The 19,286-nt window shown below is 38.8% G+C and carries 17 protein-coding genes; 4 read left to right on the plus strand and 13 right to left on the minus strand.

The window, feature by feature from the left end:
* The 3 genes from gltX to B2X33_RS02485 form a co-directional block, all read right to left on the minus strand.
* A partial coding sequence (gene gltX, locus B2X33_RS02475; RefSeq protein ID WP_296667382.1) for a glutamate--tRNA ligase occupies nt 1-850 on the minus strand: 850 nt, incomplete at its 3' end.
* 144 nt (nt 851-994) lie between these two features.
* Nucleotides 995-2,341 (minus strand): MATE family efflux transporter, encoded by a 1,347-nt coding sequence (locus B2X33_RS02480; RefSeq protein WP_296667384.1) that lies wholly within the window; start codon nt 2,339-2,341, stop codon nt 995-997.
* Between the two features lie 10 nt (nt 2,342-2,351).
* Entirely contained in the window at nt 2,352-2,912 is a 561-nt protein-coding gene (locus tag B2X33_RS02485; protein WP_296667386.1) for a hypothetical protein, read from the minus strand.
* Nucleotides 2,913-3,094: 182 nt separating this feature from the next.
* Here B2X33_RS02485 and B2X33_RS02490 point away from each other — a divergent pair, with 182 nt between their 5' ends.
* A complete protein-coding gene (locus tag B2X33_RS02490; protein WP_296667387.1) occupies nt 3,095-4,048 on the plus strand; it encodes an alpha/beta hydrolase in 954 nt (317 codons plus the stop codon).
* A gap of 61 nt (nt 4,049-4,109) precedes the next feature.
* On the opposite strand, the gene B2X33_RS02495 is transcribed toward B2X33_RS02490, so the two are convergent.
* The gene (locus tag B2X33_RS02495) at nt 4,110-4,907 is read right to left on the minus strand and encodes an ABC transporter ATP-binding protein (protein ID WP_296019993.1); all 798 of its coding nucleotides are present in this window, start codon (nt 4,905-4,907) and stop codon (nt 4,110-4,112) included.
* A 1-nt stretch (nt 4,908) separates the two neighbouring features.
* Nucleotides 4,909-5,841, minus strand: a complete 933-nt coding sequence (locus B2X33_RS02500) for an ABC transporter permease (RefSeq protein WP_296019995.1) — start codon at nt 5,839-5,841, stop codon at nt 4,909-4,911.
* A 105-nt stretch (nt 5,842-5,946) separates the two neighbouring features.
* Here B2X33_RS02500 and B2X33_RS02505 point away from each other — a divergent pair, with 105 nt between their 5' ends.
* The 3 genes from B2X33_RS02505 to B2X33_RS02515 are packed head-to-tail and all read left to right on the plus strand — an operon-like array spanning nt 5,947 to nt 9,383.
* Nucleotides 5,947-7,299: a sensor domain-containing diguanylate cyclase gene (locus B2X33_RS02505; protein WP_296667389.1), complete on the plus strand. Its 1,353-nt coding sequence runs from the start codon at nt 5,947-5,949 to the stop codon at nt 7,297-7,299.
* 32 nt (nt 7,300-7,331) lie between these two features.
* Nucleotides 7,332-8,012 (plus strand): response regulator, encoded by a 681-nt coding sequence (locus B2X33_RS02510; RefSeq protein ID WP_296667391.1) that lies wholly within the window; start codon nt 7,332-7,334, stop codon nt 8,010-8,012.
* Between the two features lie 3 nt (nt 8,013-8,015).
* Nucleotides 8,016-9,383, plus strand: coding sequence for a sensor histidine kinase (locus tag B2X33_RS02515; RefSeq protein WP_296667393.1), 1,368 nt, complete (start codon nt 8,016-8,018; stop codon nt 9,381-9,383).
* A gap of 124 nt (nt 9,384-9,507) precedes the next feature.
* Here the strand turns inward: B2X33_RS02515 and B2X33_RS02520 are convergent, their stop codons facing one another.
* From B2X33_RS02520 to B2X33_RS02555, 8 genes are all read right to left on the minus strand, one after another.
* On the minus strand, nt 9,508-10,464 hold the full coding sequence (locus tag B2X33_RS02520) for an ABC transporter substrate-binding protein (protein WP_296020004.1): 957 nt from the start codon (nt 10,462-10,464) through the stop codon (nt 9,508-9,510).
* A gap of 76 nt (nt 10,465-10,540) precedes the next feature.
* The gene (locus tag B2X33_RS02525) at nt 10,541-11,134 is read right to left on the minus strand and encodes an IMPACT family protein (RefSeq protein ID WP_296667395.1); all 594 of its coding nucleotides are present in this window, start codon (nt 11,132-11,134) and stop codon (nt 10,541-10,543) included.
* Nucleotides 11,135-12,043, minus strand: coding sequence for a hypothetical protein (locus B2X33_RS02530; protein ID WP_296667397.1), 909 nt, complete (start codon nt 12,041-12,043; stop codon nt 11,135-11,137).
* A complete protein-coding gene (locus B2X33_RS02535) occupies nt 12,044-13,984 on the minus strand; it encodes a DNA topoisomerase IV subunit A (protein ID WP_296667399.1) in 1,941 nt (646 codons plus the stop codon). It lies immediately after the preceding gene.
* Nucleotides 13,985-13,992: 8 nt separating this feature from the next.
* Entirely contained in the window at nt 13,993-16,122 is a 2,130-nt protein-coding gene (locus B2X33_RS02540; RefSeq protein ID WP_296667401.1) for a toprim domain-containing protein, read from the minus strand.
* A gap of 71 nt (nt 16,123-16,193) precedes the next feature.
* Nucleotides 16,194-17,249, minus strand: coding sequence for an HD domain-containing protein (locus B2X33_RS02545; RefSeq protein WP_296667403.1), 1,056 nt, complete (start codon nt 17,247-17,249; stop codon nt 16,194-16,196).
* A 24-nt stretch (nt 17,250-17,273) separates the two neighbouring features.
* Nucleotides 17,274-18,098, minus strand: coding sequence for a YdcF family protein (locus tag B2X33_RS02550; RefSeq protein WP_296667405.1), 825 nt, complete (start codon nt 18,096-18,098; stop codon nt 17,274-17,276).
* 165 nt (nt 18,099-18,263) lie between these two features.
* The coding region (locus B2X33_RS02555) for a signal recognition particle protein (RefSeq protein WP_296667407.1) at nt 18,264-19,286 on the minus strand (1,023 nt) is incomplete at its 5' end.

Consider the following 19,286-nt stretch of genomic DNA (forward strand, 5'->3'; position numbering starts at 1 on the left):
GCGCAACGTAGTTTATAATTGCATGAGGAAGATAGCCGCGTGCGCGAAATTCATTAAGCGAAGTTGAACCGTGGCGTTTTGAGAGCTTTTTCCCGTCCGAGCCGTTTACCATCGGCAAATGGCAGAATTCAGGATGCTCCCAGCCGAAAGCCTTGTACATCTGCACATGGAGCGGAGTTGAAGGAATCCATTCCTGAGCGCGCATAACGTGCGAAATCTTCATAAGATGATCGTCAACAATATTCGCAAGGTGGTAAGTCGGAAATCCGTCTGACTTCAAGAGAATTGGGTCAGGAGAAATATCCTCGTTCTTCCATACAATGTCTCCCAAAATATGGTCGTGGAATTTTGTCTCGCCTTCCATCGGAACCTTTAAGCGAATTACGTGAGGAACTCCAGAAGCAAGCTTTTCTTTTACTTCTTCTTCTGTCAAATGCCGGCAGTTTCTGTCATAGCCAGGTGCCATTTTATTTTCTGTCTGAATTTTGCGGATTCTTTCAAGGCGTTCAGCATCGCAGAAACAATAATAAGCCTCGCCTTTTTCAATAAGCTCGTTCGCGTATTTTTTGTAAAGCTCGAAACGCTCGCTCTGAACGTAAGGACCGTATTCACCGCCCTTGTCGCCGCCTTCGTCCCAGTCAATTCCAAGCCAGGCAAGAGTATCATAAAGATTTTTTACGTATTTTTCGTCGTAACGTGTGCGGTCGGTGTCTTCAAGACGCAAAATAAATTTTCCGCCCTTTGAGCGCGCAAAAAGATAATTGAACAGCGCAGTCCTTACACCGCCAATATGCTGCATTCCAGTCGGAGACGGAGCGTAGCGAACACGAACTTCTTTAATATTTTCCATGTCATTCCTCTTAAATTCAATAAATGAATTTTATAATTCCCTAAATTCCAAATTTAAAATCCAGCATTCAGGCTATAAAAAAACAATTTTATCTTTTCATTATACTGAAAATAAGAACTTCTGGGCAACTATGGTAAAAAAAATCTACTTTTTCTTTAATTTTTTGCAGCACCAGAAAAAAACAGGAATCAAAAAGCTGTCCGCCAAAAGCCAAGCCAACGGACTCGCAGCACAAGCAGCGGCAAATCCAAACATCGGAATAAAAATAACTCCGATTACACCTCGTCCAACAAGTTCAAATGCTCCGGCAAATACAGCAACCGTTGAAAATCCCATTCCCTGAATCATAAACCTTACGACATTCACAAGAACCAAAAGAACATAACAGGCGCTGTTTACAAGCAAAAACATGCGCACATTTTTACAGACAAGCTCCACAACTTCAGGCGCTTCATTTTTGTTCATAAAAAGATTGGTCAACGCTTCGCTTCCAAAAAACATCACGACAAATGCAAAGGCAGAATAAATAAAACCGATAATGCAGGCGCTAAAAAGCCCGCTGTTCAAACGTTCAGTTTTTCCTGCGCCGACATTCTGTCCGCCATAAGTCGCCATTGTTGTTCCTAAAGCATCAAAAGGCGTCGCAAAAAAAATATTTATTTTAGCTCCAGTTGCAATCGAAGCAACATAAACTGATCCAAGAACGTTGACCGCAGCCTGCAAAATTACAGAGCCGATTGCTGTAATTGAATATTGAAGCCCCATCGGAACACCAGTTCCAAGAAGGCTAAGACTCCTCCTTGAACTAAAAATCCTGTCTTCCTTATTCAACCTTAAAATTTCAAATTTTGTGTGCATATAAAAAAAACAGATTATTCCGGCAATTCCCTGGCTTATAACAGTCGCATAGGCAGCGCCGGGAATTCCCCAGCCAAAACAAGCAATAAAAATCAAATCAAGAATAATATTTAAAACTGCAGAAAAAATCAAAAAATATAGAGGTGTCTTGCTGTCGCCAACAGCACGTATTATTCCAGAAAGAAGATCATAGAGAATTACGACAGGAATTCCAGCCAGAATAACCACAAAATAATCATAAGCGCCATCAACAACGTCGGCAGGAGTTTTTAAAAGTACGAGAAGCGGCTTGCAAAAAATCACAGTAACCGCAGTCAGAACAATTGCAAAAATTCCGCCCAAAACAGCAGAATTAAAGACAAACTGCCTCATTCCGCAAAAATCTTTTGCACCAAACTTTTGAGCAACAGGAATTGCGAACCCAGAGCAAAGTCCCATGCAAAAACCAATAATCATAAAATTGAGCGACCCTGTAGAACCAACAGAAGCTAAAGCCGAAACTCCCAAAAACTGACCGACAATAATCGTATCTACAAGGTTATAAAACTGCTGAAACAAATATCCCAAAAAAACAGGAACCGCAAAATCAAAAATAACTTTTAGCGGCCTTCCAACCGTCAAATCCTTTGTCATAACAGCAATATTATGAATAAAATTCGCGTTTTACAATCTCAAACACTTCTTTTTCGCGCCCTTCAAACAAAAAATTAGCAGACTTTTTAAAACACAATTCCCAGCTTTTTTCCCGTTCACAAAAATAAGGAAAATAATCACGGCGATTTTTCTCAAAATACAACCACAAAAAAAGCCAGATAAACTGTCCGCCAACCGTATAACAGGCTTTCTTAGCTAAAGGCGAAGCAATTTCAACTCTCGAAATATAAGTCGCGGCGTTTTTTCCTTCATTTTTTTTATTGAGTTCCATTGCGCCGGAAAAAAGCGAATAAGCTTCAAAAAGCGCCTCCTCGTCCTCTTCAATCGAAGCAGCCCTGCCCGAATTTTTACCGAGGGCAGCAAAAGGCGATTTATAAATTCTATAAGTGTTTACAACGCTCGACCGCAACGCCTGCGCACTGTGCCGGATTTTTTCTTCAAGAATCTCATCTTCCGAAATATCTTTTTTTAGCACGGCATCCGAAAAGCCCGAAATTCTCTTTAATTTGTCCGAAAAAGCCGAAATCGCATCCTGAATATTTTCCGTCATAAAAATCCACCCAAATTTAAAAGATAAATTTATGCAAGTTTGGAGCATAAATTTCGGTCAAACCCGCTTTTCATGGTTGCGCTCACGCTCATTCGGCAAAGCCGAACGCCTGCGGCGCCATTCCAATCGGGGCTACAATCCTATATTATAAATATAGCACAATACTTGTCTTGGAGGAACAAATGAAAAAAACACTTGCTGCTGTAACTGCAATTCTTCTTTGCAGTTCAATTTTTGCCCAGGAAAAAGTCTGGCTTTGGCCAAAAAAAACAGGTCCAGGCTCAGAAAAACTAAAAATCGCACAGACTGTCGAAGAGCGCGGAGGCGGAAACACTCATGACAGAATAATTTCCGGCGTAACCCAGCCTTACTTCGAAGTCTACAAGCCGTCAAAAGAATCGCAGAATAAAAAAACAGGGATTTTAATTATTCCGGGAGGCTCGTACCAGCGCGTAGTTTACGACAAAGAAGGCGTTCAGTATGTAAAAGCATACAACGATGCCGGATACACTTGTTTTGTTCTTGTTTACCGCACGCCAAACGATCCGCACAAAGACAGTTCTACAGTCTCACTTGCCGACGCGCAAAGAGCAATGCGTGTAATCCGCTCCCGTGCCCAAGAATTCGGCATAAATCCGGACAAAATCGGAGTAATGGGCTCTTCGGCAGGCGGACACGTTGCAGGAACTCTTGCAGAGCGCTACAACGATGAAGTTTACAAAATGCAGGACAAGGCAGACAAACAGGCAGACGGTTCATGGACAAATGCAAAACCGGCATTTCAAATGCTTATGTATCCTGTAATTACAATGCAGGACGGTCTTACCCACGCTGGAAGTCAAAAAAATCTGCTTGGGGAATCAGCAGCTCAAGCTCAAAAAGACGCAGCTTCCTGCGAAAAAAACGTCAGCAAGGACAATCCTATCGCATGGCTTTGCTGTGCCGTCAATGATAAATCAGTAAATCCAGAAACAAACATCATTCCTTACTGGACCGCTCTTCGCAAAGCAGGAGTCCGCACAGAACTTCACGTATTTCCGGCGAGCGGACATGGTTTTGGAATTATGGGAGCATCAGGAACGGCAAAAAAGTGGCAGGCTCTTTCAATTGAATGGCTCGACACTTATGTAAAATAACAAAAAAAAACGGACAGAATTGACAGCCAAAAATTGACCTCAATTTTGTCCAAATTAAATTTTATAGGGCTTTGCTTTCAAGCATCATCCTGTCGTTCATTTCTCCGGCAGCACCAAATTTTGCAAGCAAATCGTCAACCTTAAGACTCTTTTTTTCTTCACCACGAACATCGTAAACAATTTTTCCGTTCATCATCATAATGAGGCGGTTTCCATATTCAATCGCATGCATCATGTTGTGTGTAACCATAAACGCAGTCAAATGATCTTCTTCGATAAATTTTTTAGTCAATTCAAGTACACGAGAGGCAGTTTTTGGATCAAGAGCAGCGGTATGTTCGTCCAAAAGCAGCAAATCAGGCTTTTGCAAAGTTGACATCAAGAGAGTAAGAGCCTGTCTTTGGCCGCCAGAAAGAAGACCAACCTTGCTGTGCATACGGTTTTCAAGGCCAAGTTCCAAAAGCTTAAGTTTTTCGTAATAAAGATTGCGTTCAGAATTTTTTATTCCCCATGCAAGAGAACGTGTTTTTCCGCGTCTAAAAGCCATTGCAAGGTTTTCTTCAATTTCCATATTTGCGGCAGTACCAAGCATCGGATCCTGAAAAACACGCCCCAGATATTTTGCGCGGCGGTATTCAGGCATATTTGTCATATCAATTCCATTCAGTTCGATTTTTCCAGTATCGCAAGAATGAACTCCGGCAATCAGGTTTAAGAGAGTTGACTTTCCCGCTCCATTTCCACCAATTACAGTCACAAAATCACCGTCTTCGAGCGTAAGGTCTATTCCCAAAAGAGCTTTTTTTTCTGTAATTGTGCCCGGGTTAAAAGTTTTTGTTACATTTGTAATTTTAAGCATTTTATGCTCCCTGCCTGTTATGTAATCTTCCAGAAAATTTTAGGCTCTGCTGCTTTATGATTGGAATCGCAAGAGCAATCGTGATGATGATGGAAGTCAAAAGCTTTAAATCGCTTGATTTTAATCCAAGCTGAAGAACTACCGCAATTACAATTCTGTAAACAATCGACCCCAAAATTACAGAGATAAGAGTAAACCAGAACGGCAATTTTTTCGAAAACCAGCCAAAAATAGCTTCTCCAAGGACAATAGAAGCAAGACCGATAACCAAAGTTCCTGTTCCCATTCCAACATCACCGTATCCCTGAGACTGAGCAACAAGACCGCCGCTCAAGGCAATAAGTCCGTTAGAAAGCATAAGTCCCAAAATCTTCATTTTGTCGGTATCAACGCCCATAGCACGAACCATGTTGCCGTTATTTCCAGTAGCACGAAGAGCAGAACCGATTTCCGTTCCACAGAACCAGTAAAGGACAAGAATCAATACTGCGCAAAACAAAAGTCCAGAAAGAAGAGAAGCCATATTTGGTGTCATTCCATTAAAAAAACTTTGAATACGGCTCATTACAGTTTCTGCACCAAGCAAAGGTGTATTTGAACGTCCCATAATTCTGATATTAACAGAATACAAAGCTGTCATCGAGAGAATTCCTGCAAGAAGCTCCTGAATTTTCAACTTTGTGTGAAGAAAACCAGTTACGCCGCCAGCTAAAAGTCCAAGTAAAAATGCAGCAAAAAGTGCAAAATACGGATTAAAATTATTCATTACCATAACGGCACATACTGAACCGCCAAGAGCAAAAGTTCCGTCGCATGTCATATCTGCAATGTTTAAAACCCTAAAAGTAAGGTAAACACCCAAAGTCATAACACCCCATAAAACGCCTTGTGCAACGGCACCCTGCATAGCCATAACGATGCTTATAATATTCATAATTATTTATTATAACTTTTAAACAAAGCCTTGCAAGGCAAAAAAACAATAATTTTAGTAAAAAACAATGGAAAAAACAACGTTTTCGTTTTAAAATAACATAGTATGTTTCTAATTAAGGAAGGAAAAATAATTTTCCCAGTAAAAGTAACATTTACTCTCTTAGTTGTTTCTGCATTTTTTATAGTTTCATACGCACATAACACAAAAATCACTCACCTGCGCCAGCAATGTGAACTAATAAGCAAAACCGCCGCAACATTATTCACTTTTTCATTGGACAAGGCTCTCCCAATAAACGAAAATATCGAAGGAATGATAATGGCAACCAACGGCGACGTAAGCGGTTTTGAAAATATAATTCCAGCCTTTATTCCTCAAACTCCTTCAATAATGTGCATTCAACTGGCGCCAAAAGGAAAACCAAGCCAGTTTTTTCCGCAAATGCCAAAAGACAAAATTATAACTGATTTATACAATTCTCCGTACACAAAAAAATTTTCCTCTTTTGCAGAGATTAACCGAAAATCCTATTTGACAGGACCTTACTTTTTCGACAAAAATGAACCTATTCTCGTTCTTCAAGATCCAATTTTTCTGAGAACAAAAAAAATTCAGGGAGAATTCTGGGGTTTTTGTACAGCTTATATAAAAATAAAAGACCTGTTTGATCAGGACACGTTGAATTACTTAAACTTTTCAAATCCGCCATGCAGCTACAAACTCTACAAATTTGACCCTTATGTTGACAACGAAGTTTTGCTTTCTTCAAACACAAGCAAAGAGTTAATCAATCCTGTAATAACAAGATTCAACGTAAAAGAATCTTCCTGGGTACTTTATGTGGTTCCGAAAGACGGCTGGTACTCACCTTCAAAACTCTTTATAAGCAGCGTAATACTTTTTTTTGTCAGTGTAATCATTTCGATTTTGATTGGATTTTTGGTCACAACAAAGGACAGGAACGAAAATCTTGAAAAACTGACATTTACGGATTCTCTCACAGATCTCTACAATGCTCGTAAATTTTCTTTACTTCTAAAGCAATATCGAAAATTGGCATTGCCATATACGCTTATCTATCTTGACTTAAACAATTTTAAAATGATAAACGACAATTTAGGACACGACACGGGAGACAAAATTCTTACAATCGTTGCACGAAAAATTTCAAACAGCATTCGAAAAGGCGACCTTGCGTTCAGGCTCGGCGGTGATGAATTTGCGATTATTTTACCAGGCGAACATGATGAAAACTTTGTAAAAACGGTTATAGAGCGCCTAAAAGAATCTATAAAGCGAGAAACTGTTCTAGAAACAGCAAGAATGCAGGTTACAGCAAGCGTAGGTTTTGCAAGATGTCCTCAGGATAGCAGCGATTATGAAGAAGTCGTAAAAATTGCAGACAAGCATATGTACAGAGATAAAAGGATTGCACATTCAAAAGAAAAACTGTAACTGTTTTCTAAAAAAAAGGTTGTTCTTTAGTTATGGAAAAAATTTTGATCGTAGAAGATGATGCGGGAATTTCTGACTTTGTAAATGCAGAACTAAAACACGAAGGTTACACTACCTGCACAGCATTTGACGGACGTACAGCTCTCGAATTTTTTGAAAAAGAAAAACCAGATCTTATTCTTTTGGATATAATGATTCCTCAATTGAGCGGACTTGAAGTTTTAAGACGAATCAGAAAAAATTCAAACATTCCAGTCATAATTCTTACTGCGCGCGGAGAAACTTACGACAAAGTAAACGGTCTAAACGCGGGAGCCGACGACTACATTGCAAAGCCTTTTGAAATTGAAGAGCTTCTTGCAAGAATGAATGCGGTTTTACGCCGTTCAATTACACCAAATTCAAAAAATTCCCAGCTAAAAAACGGAAAGCTAATTCTCGTTCCTGACAGCATGAAAGTAACTCTTTCGGACACAGACTTAAATCTTTCAAAAACCGAATATTTAATGCTCAAATTTTTTATGGAAAATCAGGAAAAAGTCCTGTCCCGCTCTCAAATTCTTGATTCGGTTTGGGGAGAAGGTCATTTTATTGACGAAAATACAGTCGATGTTTATGTAGGCTACCTCCGCTCAAAAATTGACCAAGCAGTCGGCACAGAATACATAAAAACAATACGCGGAATTGGCTATAAAATGCTCAAAGTGGAATAAAAAATGAAAAACTCCGTTGTTTTCCGGCTTTCTATTAAATTCTCTGCAATATTAACGGCAACTGTCTTTATAATAATTTTATTGTTCTTTATGCTTTTAAGGCAATTTTCTCGTCAGCAAGAATACAAAGGTTTTTCAAGAACAAGCGAAATCATAGTTCAAGCGCTTTCAACTGGAAATTTTAAATTTCTAGACCGCAAGCTTTCTGAGCTGCCATTTTTTGTTTCATACATGATTTACGACACAGAATCAGGAGAAATTTTCCGCCAAAAAAACAGCATTTTCGGAAAACTTCCGGAAACAGAAGGGAAACCCATACGCTTTTCAACAAAAAAAACAACCGGTTTTGAACCTATAAGCATGATTTATATGACAACCAGATATAAATTTGTCGGTGGACAAACATTCACCGTTCAAATCGCACAAAAAACAAACGGCGGCGCAGGACACAGGTTTTTCCGGGAAATGTTTTCTTTAATTGCAGTTGCAACAATTCCGCTTTTAATAATTTCGTTCTTCATTTCAAGATTTTTTATACGGCAGACAATGCTTCCGGTGGTAAAAATAACAAAAACGGCGGCGACAATCAGTTCAACAAATTTAAACCAGAGACTTCCAGAAACAGGAAAAAAAGATGAGCTCGACAACCTTGCAAAAACATTCAACAGACTTTTTGAAAGGCTAAAGGCAGATTTTGACCGCGAACGCAGTTTTACAAGCAACGTAAGCCACGAACTAAAAACTCCAGTCGCAGTAATTTTAGGACAGGCAAATCTTTTAAGACGCTGGGGGAAAAACGACAGCGAACAGCTTGAAAAAAGCCTGAACACGATTCTTCAGGAAACACATTCAATAAATTCGATAATTTCGAATCTTTTGCAGCTAAGCAGGATTGAAAGCGGAAAAATTATACCTGTAACCGAAAAAGTCAGCATTCAAAAAATGTTTTTTCGGTTAAAAGAAGAATTCAAGGCTATAAACAAAGAAATGACAATTCAATTTGAAAAAAAGCCTCTTCAAGAAATATACACCGACAGCGAGCTTTTACATCAGGTTTTTGTCGCAATAATTTCAAACAGCAATAAATTCATAAAGCAAAATCCACTAATTGAACTAAAATGCACGCAAAACGAAAATCAAACGGCAATCGAAATTTTGGACAACGGCCCGGGGTTTGAAGAAAACGTTCTTCCACACGTGTTTGAACGCTTTTACCGCGGAGATTCGAGCCACAATCGCTCTGTCGGAGGAAGCGGCTTAGGACTAAGCATTGCACAAGCAATTGTAAAAAACCTAAATGGAAAAATCATAGCCTCGAACGGCAAGAACGGCGGAGCATTGATTACAATCACACTAAAAAATTTTGCATAACGTAAAAACCGGCCACTCTGGGTTCGCTATGCGCTCATCGTCTGCAAAGCAGACGACTAAAGCCCGACGTGTCCGGCGTAAGTTTTCCGGGAATTGCTCAAAAAACAATCCCGGAACTATATTTTTACAGATTTTCTGGAAGAGTAAGCCCAAGAGCTTTTTCAGTGTTTGCGTTTTTAGAAAAATCACATTTTTCAAGATACTGAATTGGCATATCGGCAGGATTTGCTCCGTTTTTGAGAATTTCAACAGCCATTGCGCCAGTCTGCTTTCCAAGTTCGTAGTAATTTACACCGTAAGTACAAAGCCCGCCAGACTGAACCATTCCGTCTTCTCCAACGATTGTCGGAATTTTTGCCTGATTTGCAACCATTGCGACGTTTGCCATACCTGCAGCAAGCATATTATCTGTTGGAATGTAGATTGCATCAACTTTTCCAACAAGGCTCTGTGCAACCTGCTGAATTTCGTTCGAATTAGAAACTGAACCTTCAACAAATTCAAGGCCTTCTGTTTTACAAGCTTCTTTTGCAAGGTTAATCTGGAAAATTGAATTCTGTTCGCTTGAACAGTACATAAGTCCAACTTTTTTTGCAGACGGAACAATTTTTTTAAGAAGTTTAATCTGCTGGGCAACTGGTGTAAGGTCAGAAGTTCCTGTTACGTTTGTTTCAGGTTTTTCGTTAGACTTTACAAGTTTTGCAGATTCTGGATCTGTTACGGCAGAAATAAGAATTGGAATATTTTTTGTAAGATTAGCAACAGCCTGAGCAGCTGGAGTTGCAATTGCAAAAATCAAATCATCCTTATCGTTTACAAGTTTATTTGCAATTGTTACGCAGTTTCCCTGATCGCCCTGTGCATTGTGCATATCAATAGCAATGTTTTTTCCATCCACATATCCGGCTTCAGCAAGGGCATCAACAAAACCTTTGCAGGTCTTGTCGAGAGCAGGATGCTCAATCAACTGAATAATACCGATTTTAATAGCTTTGTCCGAAGAAGAATTCTTCTTTGAACAACCTGTAAGTGCAAGTCCTGCAACAGCAATTGCAGCCATTATACAAGCAACTTTTTTCATTTTTTCACTCCTTTTAAAAGTTTGCGATGCAAACAAAAAAATATAACGCTTATTATAAAATTGTAATGGCATTGCGTCAAACAATAATCACGTTTACTTTTCCGTTTGTTGCATCAAAAAGCTTGTTTTTTAGACTTTCTGCGTCTGTTTTTGCAATTTTTCCACTTACAGTTACGCCTTCTGCAAATTTTTCTTCAACGTCAAAAAGAGTCCATTCTTCCAGAATTTTCCTAGCAACCTGATAAGACTGATAATCTGAGACAAAGCTAAATTCAGACTTTTCAACAAGATCTTCAAAAACAGTAGTTTCAAGAACCGCCTTTGTGCAATCTTTGTAGGCATGAACAAGACCGCCAGTTCCAAGCAAAGTTCCGCCAAACCATCTGGTTACAGTTACCAAAATATTTGTCGAACCGCTGCCTTTTAAAACATCAAGCATAGGTCTTCCGGCAGTTCCTCCAGGTTCTCCGTCATCGCTCATTCCCATAATTTCTGCATTTTTTCCAAAAACAAAAGCATGACAAACGTGTGTCGAATCCGAATATTTTTGTTTTTGAGATTTTAAAATTGACCGGACCTGACTCTGCTCTTCAAGAATAAAAGTCTCGCCTAAAAAACGAGAACCTTTTATCAAAAGCTGGGCAGACGAAGTTTTTACAGGAATTTTCAATTACTGGCCGTCCGAATTATTTTTGTCAGGATTTTTATTCTCCGGTAAAATTTCATCATCATTTTTTTTAAGGCTTACAACAATTTCTACTGCCGGCTGACGCAAATTTTCGTAAAAAAACGGAACAGCAAGGCTCATAAAGGAAAGAGCCTTATAAAAATTTATAAAATATAAGAAATCAAAAATCAGTGAAAAAAACTGAACAGCACCGCCCTTCTGCGCCGCAGAAAAAGACAAGGTTATTCCAAAATAAAATGCCGCAAGAATCAAATTTCTTCCGCCAGCCATAAAAACAAAACCTATAAATTTAAAAATATTTCTAAACAAAAGTTTTAAGCTCAAAAAAGCAAGCGAAAAAACAGAACGGTTCGGATTATCATATTTTAAGAAAAAAAGAAAAACTTGAGGAAAAATCAGCAAAAAAAACAATATAAATGAGAAAATTATCAAAAGATAGAGAAAAGCGTTTTCTCCGAATTTTGACTGAAGGTTTAATATAAAATCCGGATTTGACTTTGTTATAAAATACATAGTTCCGGCAACAACAGCCGCAGAAATTCCTGTAAGCAAAGTATAGGAAAAAACTGCTGGAGCGAACTTCTTAAACCGCCTGAACCCATAAAACAAAAAACCGATTGTCACAAATTCATTTCTTGCCATGCGCAGGAGCATTGTGGAAAAACCGCTTAAAATCAAAAACCAGAAAAAAACTCCGCAAAACATAAGGCCGTAACTAAAAAAAGTTCCGAAGAATGAGTTCTGCCTTGAATTTAACAGAAGCGAAGTTCCGACAAAAACCGCTGAACACAAAGATTCGAGAATTACGATTATAAAAAGCGTAAAAAATGTTTTATTTAAATTTTTTCTGGCAACAGGTGCAAATTTTACAATAAGTTCTTTGTTTTTCAATTATTTAAACAGCTCCATCTGCGTACCGTCAACTTTAACGGATTCAACTTCTTTTGTACACAACCGAATGCCAAGGGTCTTGAGTCCTTTTTCTTCAAAACTTTGTGCCTTAAAACTTTCTTCCAAAACTTTTACACGAGGCTTTTTTTCGTAATACAGTGTAAAAGTAAATTTTTCGCGAGTATCGACATGCAAAACTTCCATTCCGTCCGGCGCAATAAAATAATCGCGGTTTAAAATCCAGCTTGGAATTCTCGTTCTTTTTATAAAACAGTATTTTGTCTTTGGATCACGGAAAATTACAGTAAAAAGAACCTTGCTTATAATTTCTTTTTCTGCAATTTCGCAAAACCACATTCCCCTGTCAACAAACATTTTTTGAGGAACGTCGCAAACCGAATACATTCCTGTTTTTCGCATTACAAGAATTCTGTCATAAGGCGAAACTTTTTTAATTTCCTGACCACCGGAAACATTGATTCCAAGATAGCCTTTTTCGTCATAGCGCAAACTCTGATCAGACTTAGCGACAGACTTAACATCGACAGCAGAAAAACTCGTGACTGTCGTTTTTCGGCGCAACATCTGAGGAGAAAACTTTTTAAATTTTTCAAGCATTGAACCAAGATAATCAATTGCGCAACCAACAAGATTTTTTAAAAGGCCTGCAATTTCTTTAAGCCTTGCATTGATTGCCGCAACTTCTTCGCGGTTTTTGTTTATATCGTAAAGAGAAATCCTTCTTATTGGAATTTGAAGCAAATGTTCAACATCATCATCGCTAATTTCACGCACAAGCTCAGCCTTAAACGGCTCAAAACCTTCATAGACCGCTTTTACAACATCTTCCTGCGTCTTTTTCGTTTCAATCGCTTTATAAATTCTTTCTTCTATAAAAATCCTCTCCAAAGTGCGGATATGAAGTTTATCCATTAAAGTGCCGCGTTCAAATTCAAGCTCGTCCTTTATTATTCCCGTGAGTTTTTGTGAATAAAACCCAATTATCTGGGTTGCCGTCATTGCAACTGGCATATTGTCTTTTATTACGAGCATTTGACAGGCAATTGTTTTTTCGCAATCGGTGTAGGCATAAAGACTGTCGATTACATCTTTTGTATAAACTCCACGCGGAAGTTTTATTTCGATACAGCAATGGTCAGTCGTAAAATTATCAACCGAACTGATTTTTATTTTTCCGGCACGATAAGCGTTATCAATCGACTGGAGCAAATCTTTTGCGTTTGTATCAACAGGAAGTTCTGTAATTACGATTTTTTTGTCATCGGTAGTATCAAACTTTGCACGAGTAACAATTTTTCCGTTTCCGTCGTTGTAATTTGAAACATCGATTAAACCGCCTGTTGCGGCGTCCGGATAAATCTTGAATTTTTCACCTTTTAAGCACTTTATTTCCGCGTCTAAAACTTCTTTCAAATTGTAAGGCAGAATTTTCGTGCTCATTCCGACCGCAATACCTTCAGCACCCATAATCAGCGTAAGAGGAATTTTTGCCCGATAAACCTCCGGCTCAATATCGCGGCCATCATAATTTGGAACATAGTGAGTAATTTTTGGATTTGTTACTAAAAAATCTTTTGCAAGAGGGTGAATCCGACATTCAATGTAACGGCCTGCAGAAGGTCCGTCGCCAGTAAATTTATTTCCGAAGTTTCCTTGTTTTTCTATGAAAATTTCTTTATTCGCAAGATTTACAAGCGCTCCGTAAATTGAAGCGTCGCCATGAGGATGATATTTCATCGTGCGTCCAACCACAAAACTTACTTTTTGAAAATATCCGTCATCAACTTCAAAAAGGGTGTGCATAATTCTGCGCTGAACAGGCTTTAACCCGTCCTCCAGATCAGGAATTGCGCGGTCGCGGATTACATACGAAGCATATTCAATAAAATTTTTGTCGAATAGATTTTTTACAAATGCCATTTTCTTTCCTATACATCAATTTCGGCGTTGCTAAGCAAGTGCTGTTCTATAAAAGAACGGCGTTCAGGAGTGTTTTTGCCCATATAAAAAGCAAGCAACTGAGGAATAACCTTAAGCTGACTAACTTCAACCGGCGTTAAATGCATTGTCTGAGGGTCAATAAACTGCCTAAATTCACTAGGGTTAATTTCTCCCAATCCTTTAAAACGGCTGGTCTCGCAATTTTTTCCGAGTTTTTTCTGAGCCTTGTCGCGTTCATCTTCGCTATAACAATAAATATTTTCTTTTTTTGTGCGAACTCGGAAAAGAGGAGTTTCCAAAATCCAAACCCTGCCGCTTGTAACAAGCTCTTCAAAATAGCCAAGAAAAAAAGTAAGCACAAGGTTTCTGATATGAAATCCGTCATTATCGGCATCGGTTGCAATTACGATTTTTGAATAACGGAGGTCTTCGACAGAATTTTCGATTCCAAGAGCGCGCATAAGCTGAAAGAGCTCATCGTTTTTGTAAATATCAGTCTGCTTTTTGCCGTACATATTCTCCGGTTTTCCGCGCAGAGAAAAAATCGCCTGAGAATTTGCATCGCGGCTGTGCGTCATGACGCCTGAAGCAGAATTTCCTTCGGTAATAAAAATCATCGAATTTTCGCCTTTTGTTCCGTCTTCAAGATGGAAACGGCAGTCATCAAGTTTAGGAATTCGAATGCTCACCTTTTTGGCCGCTTCTTTTGCCTCTTTTTTTACAGCGCTCAATTCTGTACGAAGTTTTTCATTTGCTTCAATTTTTTTCTGAAGCATTTCCGCAGCCTTTGGATTTTTATGAAGCCAATCATCAAGTCCAGACTGAACTTCGCTCACAATCCACTGTCTTATGTCAGTATTGCCAAGTTTATTTTTGGTTTGACTTTCAAAAATCGGATCTTTTACTTTTACAAGAACGGCAGCCGTAATTCCTTCGCGAATGTCTTCAGATTTGTAATTTTCTTGAAAAAACTCATTCACGCCTTTTATAAAACCTTCCTTAAATGCAGTCAGATGAGTTCCGCCGTCGCTCGTAAACTGTCCGTTTACAAAAGAAAAATAATTTTCGCCATAAGCATTTGTGTGGGTAAATGCAAACTGTAGGTGCGCGCCAGTGTACGAACCAATTGGATAAATCGTATCAGCTTCAAGCTCTTTCTGCAAAAGGTCCAAAAGTCCGTTTTGACTTGCAAAAACCTGTCCATTAAAGTTGATTGTAAGGCCTGTATTTAAATAAGCATAATTCCAGAGCCGTTTTTCGACAAATTCCATATTAAAGCTGTACTTGCCAAAAATTTCTTCATCTGGAACAAATTCAAAATAAGTTCCGTTTTTTGCAGGCTTTGAAAGTTTTACAGTATTTTTTTCTGCAATAAGCTTTCCGCGTTCAAAAACCGCTTCTGTAGCATAACCGTCGCGAATTGCAATTACCTTAAAATACGAAGAAAGCGCATTTACAGCCTTTGTGCCGACGCCATTCATTCCGACAGAAAACTGAAAAACATCGTCATTGTACTTTGCCCCGGTGTTTATCTGGCTTACACATTCAACAACCTTTCCGAGCGGAATTCCACGTCCGTAATCCCGAACTTTCACGCGGTTTTCAACAATTTGAATATCGATTCTATTTCCAAAACCGACAATAAATTCATCAATTGAATTATCGATAACTTCTTTTAAAAGAATGTAAATTCCATCGTTCTGGTTTGAACCATCGCCAAGACGTCCAATATACATTCCTGAACGCAAGCGGATGTGTTCCAAAGCATCAAGATGTTTAATCTGCGAATCGTCGTAAGCCGCAAGTTTTTTTCCGTTAGATTTTAAAGACGGATCGATTGATTTTGCCGCGGCAAGGGCTTTTGCTGTCTGTTCTACAGTAATTCCACGTTTTGCAGAAGTTTTTTCTTCCGTTTTTTTAGGCTTAGCCTTTGTTTTAGCGTTGTCCCACGCTCTGAAAGTTCCGGTTTCGTCAATTCCAGCGACAGGCTTTTTTGCTTTTATAAAAGTTTTTTCTGTTTTTGCGGCAGTTTTCTTTTCAACTGTCTTTTTTTCTGTTTTTTTGTTTACAGCAGAAGTTCTTTCTGCAATTTTAGACGTTTCAGTTTTTCCACCCATAAATCTAAGTTTAGCGGAAATTTTCAAACTCCTCAACACAAGCATAACATAAGTATCAGCCAATTTTGCTTTTATAGCAGTTTTACAGCACCGTATTCACTGTCCTTAAAATTCAAGAGACTTTGAATCATTGTCTGCGCTCTAGGACTTGCCTCAGAAACCCGCTCAACTTTTCCAGAAAAATGCTTTACAAGAGGATTTATATATCTTTTTTTTACTTCAAGATTTACGCTGTAATAATTTTGCTCAGGTTCCTGGCAAAACCGTTCAATCTGCGTCATTGTCCGCCATTTTTTTATAAGCGAAGAAAGATAACTGTCGTTCTGAACCGCATATTCGTCAAAAATTTCAATCACTTTTTTTTCGCTCAAAGACATGCAATCTTTTTCTGTTATCAGTTTTTTTTCAATCGCAAGATTTACGATTTTTCCAAGCATATTTAACGCAAGTTTATTTTCGTTGCGCTGTAAAATCAAAGAGCAGTCGCAAAAACCTTCGGTATAAAGTTCTGCAAGTTTTAAATCCGAAAACCCAAGCTCATCTTTTCCACTTTCGTTTTTTAACACACAGATATTTTTATAAATTTCTTCAGTTTCTTCAAATGTCCAGACGTGTCCGTTGTTCAAAAATGCCAGGACCATATTGCTAGGAAACATATATTCCAGCCTGTCTGCGCTCAGACGCGGAATTTCGTTGTCGCACAAAGGATAAATGTGATAATCGGCAATTTCCTCAAGTTCAATCCTGTCTTTTTTTAAAAGTTCAGCAAGTTTTTCGTCGCCAGCAAGAATATTAAAAGTTTCGTTTTCACTCAATTCCTGCTTTAAAGCGTCTCCCTTCCTAAAATCATTTACGTGGCTAAAAACGCCTGTCGCAATGTCATGAAAAAGAGCCGCAAGTGTCTGCTTCTTATCCTGAGAAAAATTCCAGGCAACAAGAGCTGTTCCAACACTGTGATCAAAACGGCTGTAAAAAAATCTATTTCTGTAAAGCGCAGTCCAGTCAGTTCCGCACAAAAGCCCAATGCCTTTAAGCCTCTGTAAAGCCGGCAGACAAACATAACCGCAAAGCCAGGAAGGAAACTCCTTGCAGAGGATTTTATGATATTTTGAAGCAAAATCTTCCATATGTACTTTAAATATTCCAAAATTTTATTTTAAAAGCGAAGGTTTTCCTGTAAATAAAATCCGCAAATTTAATTTTATGTAAGAACAAATTTCGCGCGAATAAGAATTCAAAACAAAAAGTGCCGGCGTCTTTGAGGCAACTCCGTAAACGTCCGTAAAACCAATTCTATTTGCAAGCCGTTCCGCCCTCGCAAGGTGAAAATCGCTTGTCACAACAGCAACCGGCGCATTTAAAATTTCCTGAACTGTTTTATTCTCATGTTCTGCAAGAATTTTTGCGCTAAACAAAAAATTCTCAATCGTATCTTTTGCCATATTTTCCGCAAGAACCCTTTTTCCGTCAATTCCGCAGGATTCAAGCGCAGGTTTTAAAACGTCAGATTCCGGACAAGGAGAAAATCTTCCTTGTCCGCCGGTTACAACAGAAATCGCCTGAGGCTGAGTTTTTAAGTACTCGCCTGCCACACGCACACGGTTTTGAACCGACAATGTCAATTTTGCGTCTTTTGTAATTCCACCGCCAAGCAAAATCACATACTGAACTTTTTCTTTTCCGTCAGAAAGTTTCGGATTACAGATAAGAAACAAGTTTATACCGCAAATTACAGCGCATAAAAAGACAAAAATGCAAAAAAATATTTTTACGCTGCGTTTTATCTTAAAAAAAATCGTTCTTAAAAGCTTTTTTTTCTGCAAAACAGCAAGAACTGCAAAAAATACGGCGCACAAAAGCCAGACAGCAGAAAAACCAAAAAAGGTTCCCCAAAAAGTTCCGGGAGAAGCAATCTGCATTGCAACAAAATAAAAAAAAGACAAGGCAGAAATAAAAACAAAAATTGCAAAAATCATAAACTTTAATAAAAAAATGGAGCAAACTTTTACAGTCGAGTGGCTTTCCGCCCTTCCGCTTTCGCTCCATTACATTCCGGCAATTTCGCAAAGCTTAATCGCCAGAATGTAACTTCGGGGCTGCAATCCAGGCTAGGATTTACCCAAAAATATGCATTTTACCGCTTAACGGCCAAATCCCGGAAATCCGCCAGGAAAACCGCCGCCCATTCCAGCCATTCCTTGCATAAGTTTTGCCTGCATTCCGCGATTTTTTGTAAGTTTTTTCATTGTAAGCTTAGTTTTTTCAAACTGCTTTATTAGTTTATTTACTTCAGCTACGCTTGTTCCGCTTCCTTTTGCAATTCTCTTGCGGCGGCTCGGACCAATAATCAAATGATTATTGCGCTCCTTTTGAGTCATCGCCTGAATAATCGCCTTCTGTCTTTTCATTCCAGAAAGGTCAATCTTGCTTTCATCTATTTGTCCAGAAAGTCCAGGAATCATATCGAGCAAAGAACTTACGCTTCCCATTTTTCCGACGTTTTCAAACTGAGCAAGCATATCATTCAAAGTAAATTCATTTCGGGCAATTTTTGCCTGAAGTTTTTTGGCTTCCTCTTCATCAACCGTCTGCTGAGCTTTTTCAACCAAACTTACAATGTCGCCCATGCCAAGAATACGGCTTGCTATTCTGTCCGGATGAAAAGGTTCAAAATCATCAGTCTTTTCGCCTGTACCGATAAACAAAATCGGTTTTCCAGTGATTGTCTTTAAGGAAAGGGCCGCACCGCCACGAGCGTCGGAGTCAAATTTTGTAAGAATTACACCTGTAAGTCCAAGCTGCTCGTCAAAACTTTTGGCAACGTCAACTGCGTTCTGGCCGGTCATTGCATCTGCAACCAAAAGCACTTCCTGAGGGGCAACTGCTTTTTTTACAGAAACAAGTTCTTCCATCATATTTTCGTCAATTTGGAGACGGCCGGCAGTATCAACAATCACCGTATCAAAACCATTCTTTTTTGCAAACGAAAGACCGTTTTTTGCAACTTTTACGGCATTTTTTTCACCATCTTCAAAATAAACACTTACGCCAATCTTTTCGCCAAGAGTTTTTAACTGCTCAACGGCAGCAGGACGAACAAGGTCACAGGCTACAAGAACAGGTTTTCTGCCTTCTTTTAAAAGTCTGGCTGCAAGTTTATGAGC

The organism is Treponema sp. UBA785 (assembly GCF_002297065.1).
GTDB lineage: Bacteria > Spirochaetota > Spirochaetia > Treponematales > Treponemataceae > Treponema_D.

Bases quoted from the DNA above. Each gene is read 5' to 3' on its own strand.
- B2X33_RS02495 (WP_296019993.1), bottom strand. From the start codon at position 4,907: ATGCTTAAAATTACAAATGTAACAAAAACTTTTAACCCGGGCACAATT.
- B2X33_RS02515 (WP_296667393.1), top strand. From the start codon at position 8,016: ATGAAAAACTCCGTTGTTTTCCGGCTTTCTATTAAATTCTCTGCAATA.
- B2X33_RS02505 (WP_296667389.1), top strand. From the start codon at position 5,947: ATGTTTCTAATTAAGGAAGGAAAAATAATTTTCCCAGTAAAAGTAACA.
- B2X33_RS02540 (WP_296667401.1), bottom strand. From the start codon at position 16,122: ATGGGTGGAAAAACTGAAACGTCTAAAATTGCAGAAAGAACTTCTGCT.
- B2X33_RS02500 (WP_296019995.1), bottom strand. From the start codon at position 5,841: ATGAATATTATAAGCATCGTTATGGCTATGCAGGGTGCCGTTGCACAA.
- B2X33_RS02545 (WP_296667403.1), bottom strand. From the start codon at position 17,249: ATGGAAGATTTTGCTTCAAAATATCATAAAATCCTCTGCAAGGAGTTT.
- B2X33_RS02485 (WP_296667386.1), bottom strand. From the start codon at position 2,912: ATGACGGAAAATATTCAGGATGCGATTTCGGCTTTTTCGGACAAATTA.
- B2X33_RS02535 (WP_296667399.1), bottom strand. From the start codon at position 13,984: ATGGCATTTGTAAAAAATCTATTCGACAAAAATTTTATTGAATATGCT.
- B2X33_RS02480 (WP_296667384.1), bottom strand. From the start codon at position 2,341: ATGACAAAGGATTTGACGGTTGGAAGGCCGCTAAAAGTTATTTTTGAT.
- B2X33_RS02520 (WP_296020004.1), bottom strand. From the start codon at position 10,464: ATGAAAAAAGTTGCTTGTATAATGGCTGCAATTGCTGTTGCAGGACTT.
- B2X33_RS02510 (WP_296667391.1), top strand. From the start codon at position 7,332: ATGGAAAAAATTTTGATCGTAGAAGATGATGCGGGAATTTCTGACTTT.
- B2X33_RS02550 (WP_296667405.1), bottom strand. From the start codon at position 18,098: ATGATTTTTGCAATTTTTGTTTTTATTTCTGCCTTGTCTTTTTTTTAT.
- B2X33_RS02490 (WP_296667387.1), top strand. From the start codon at position 3,095: ATGAAAAAAACACTTGCTGCTGTAACTGCAATTCTTCTTTGCAGTTCA.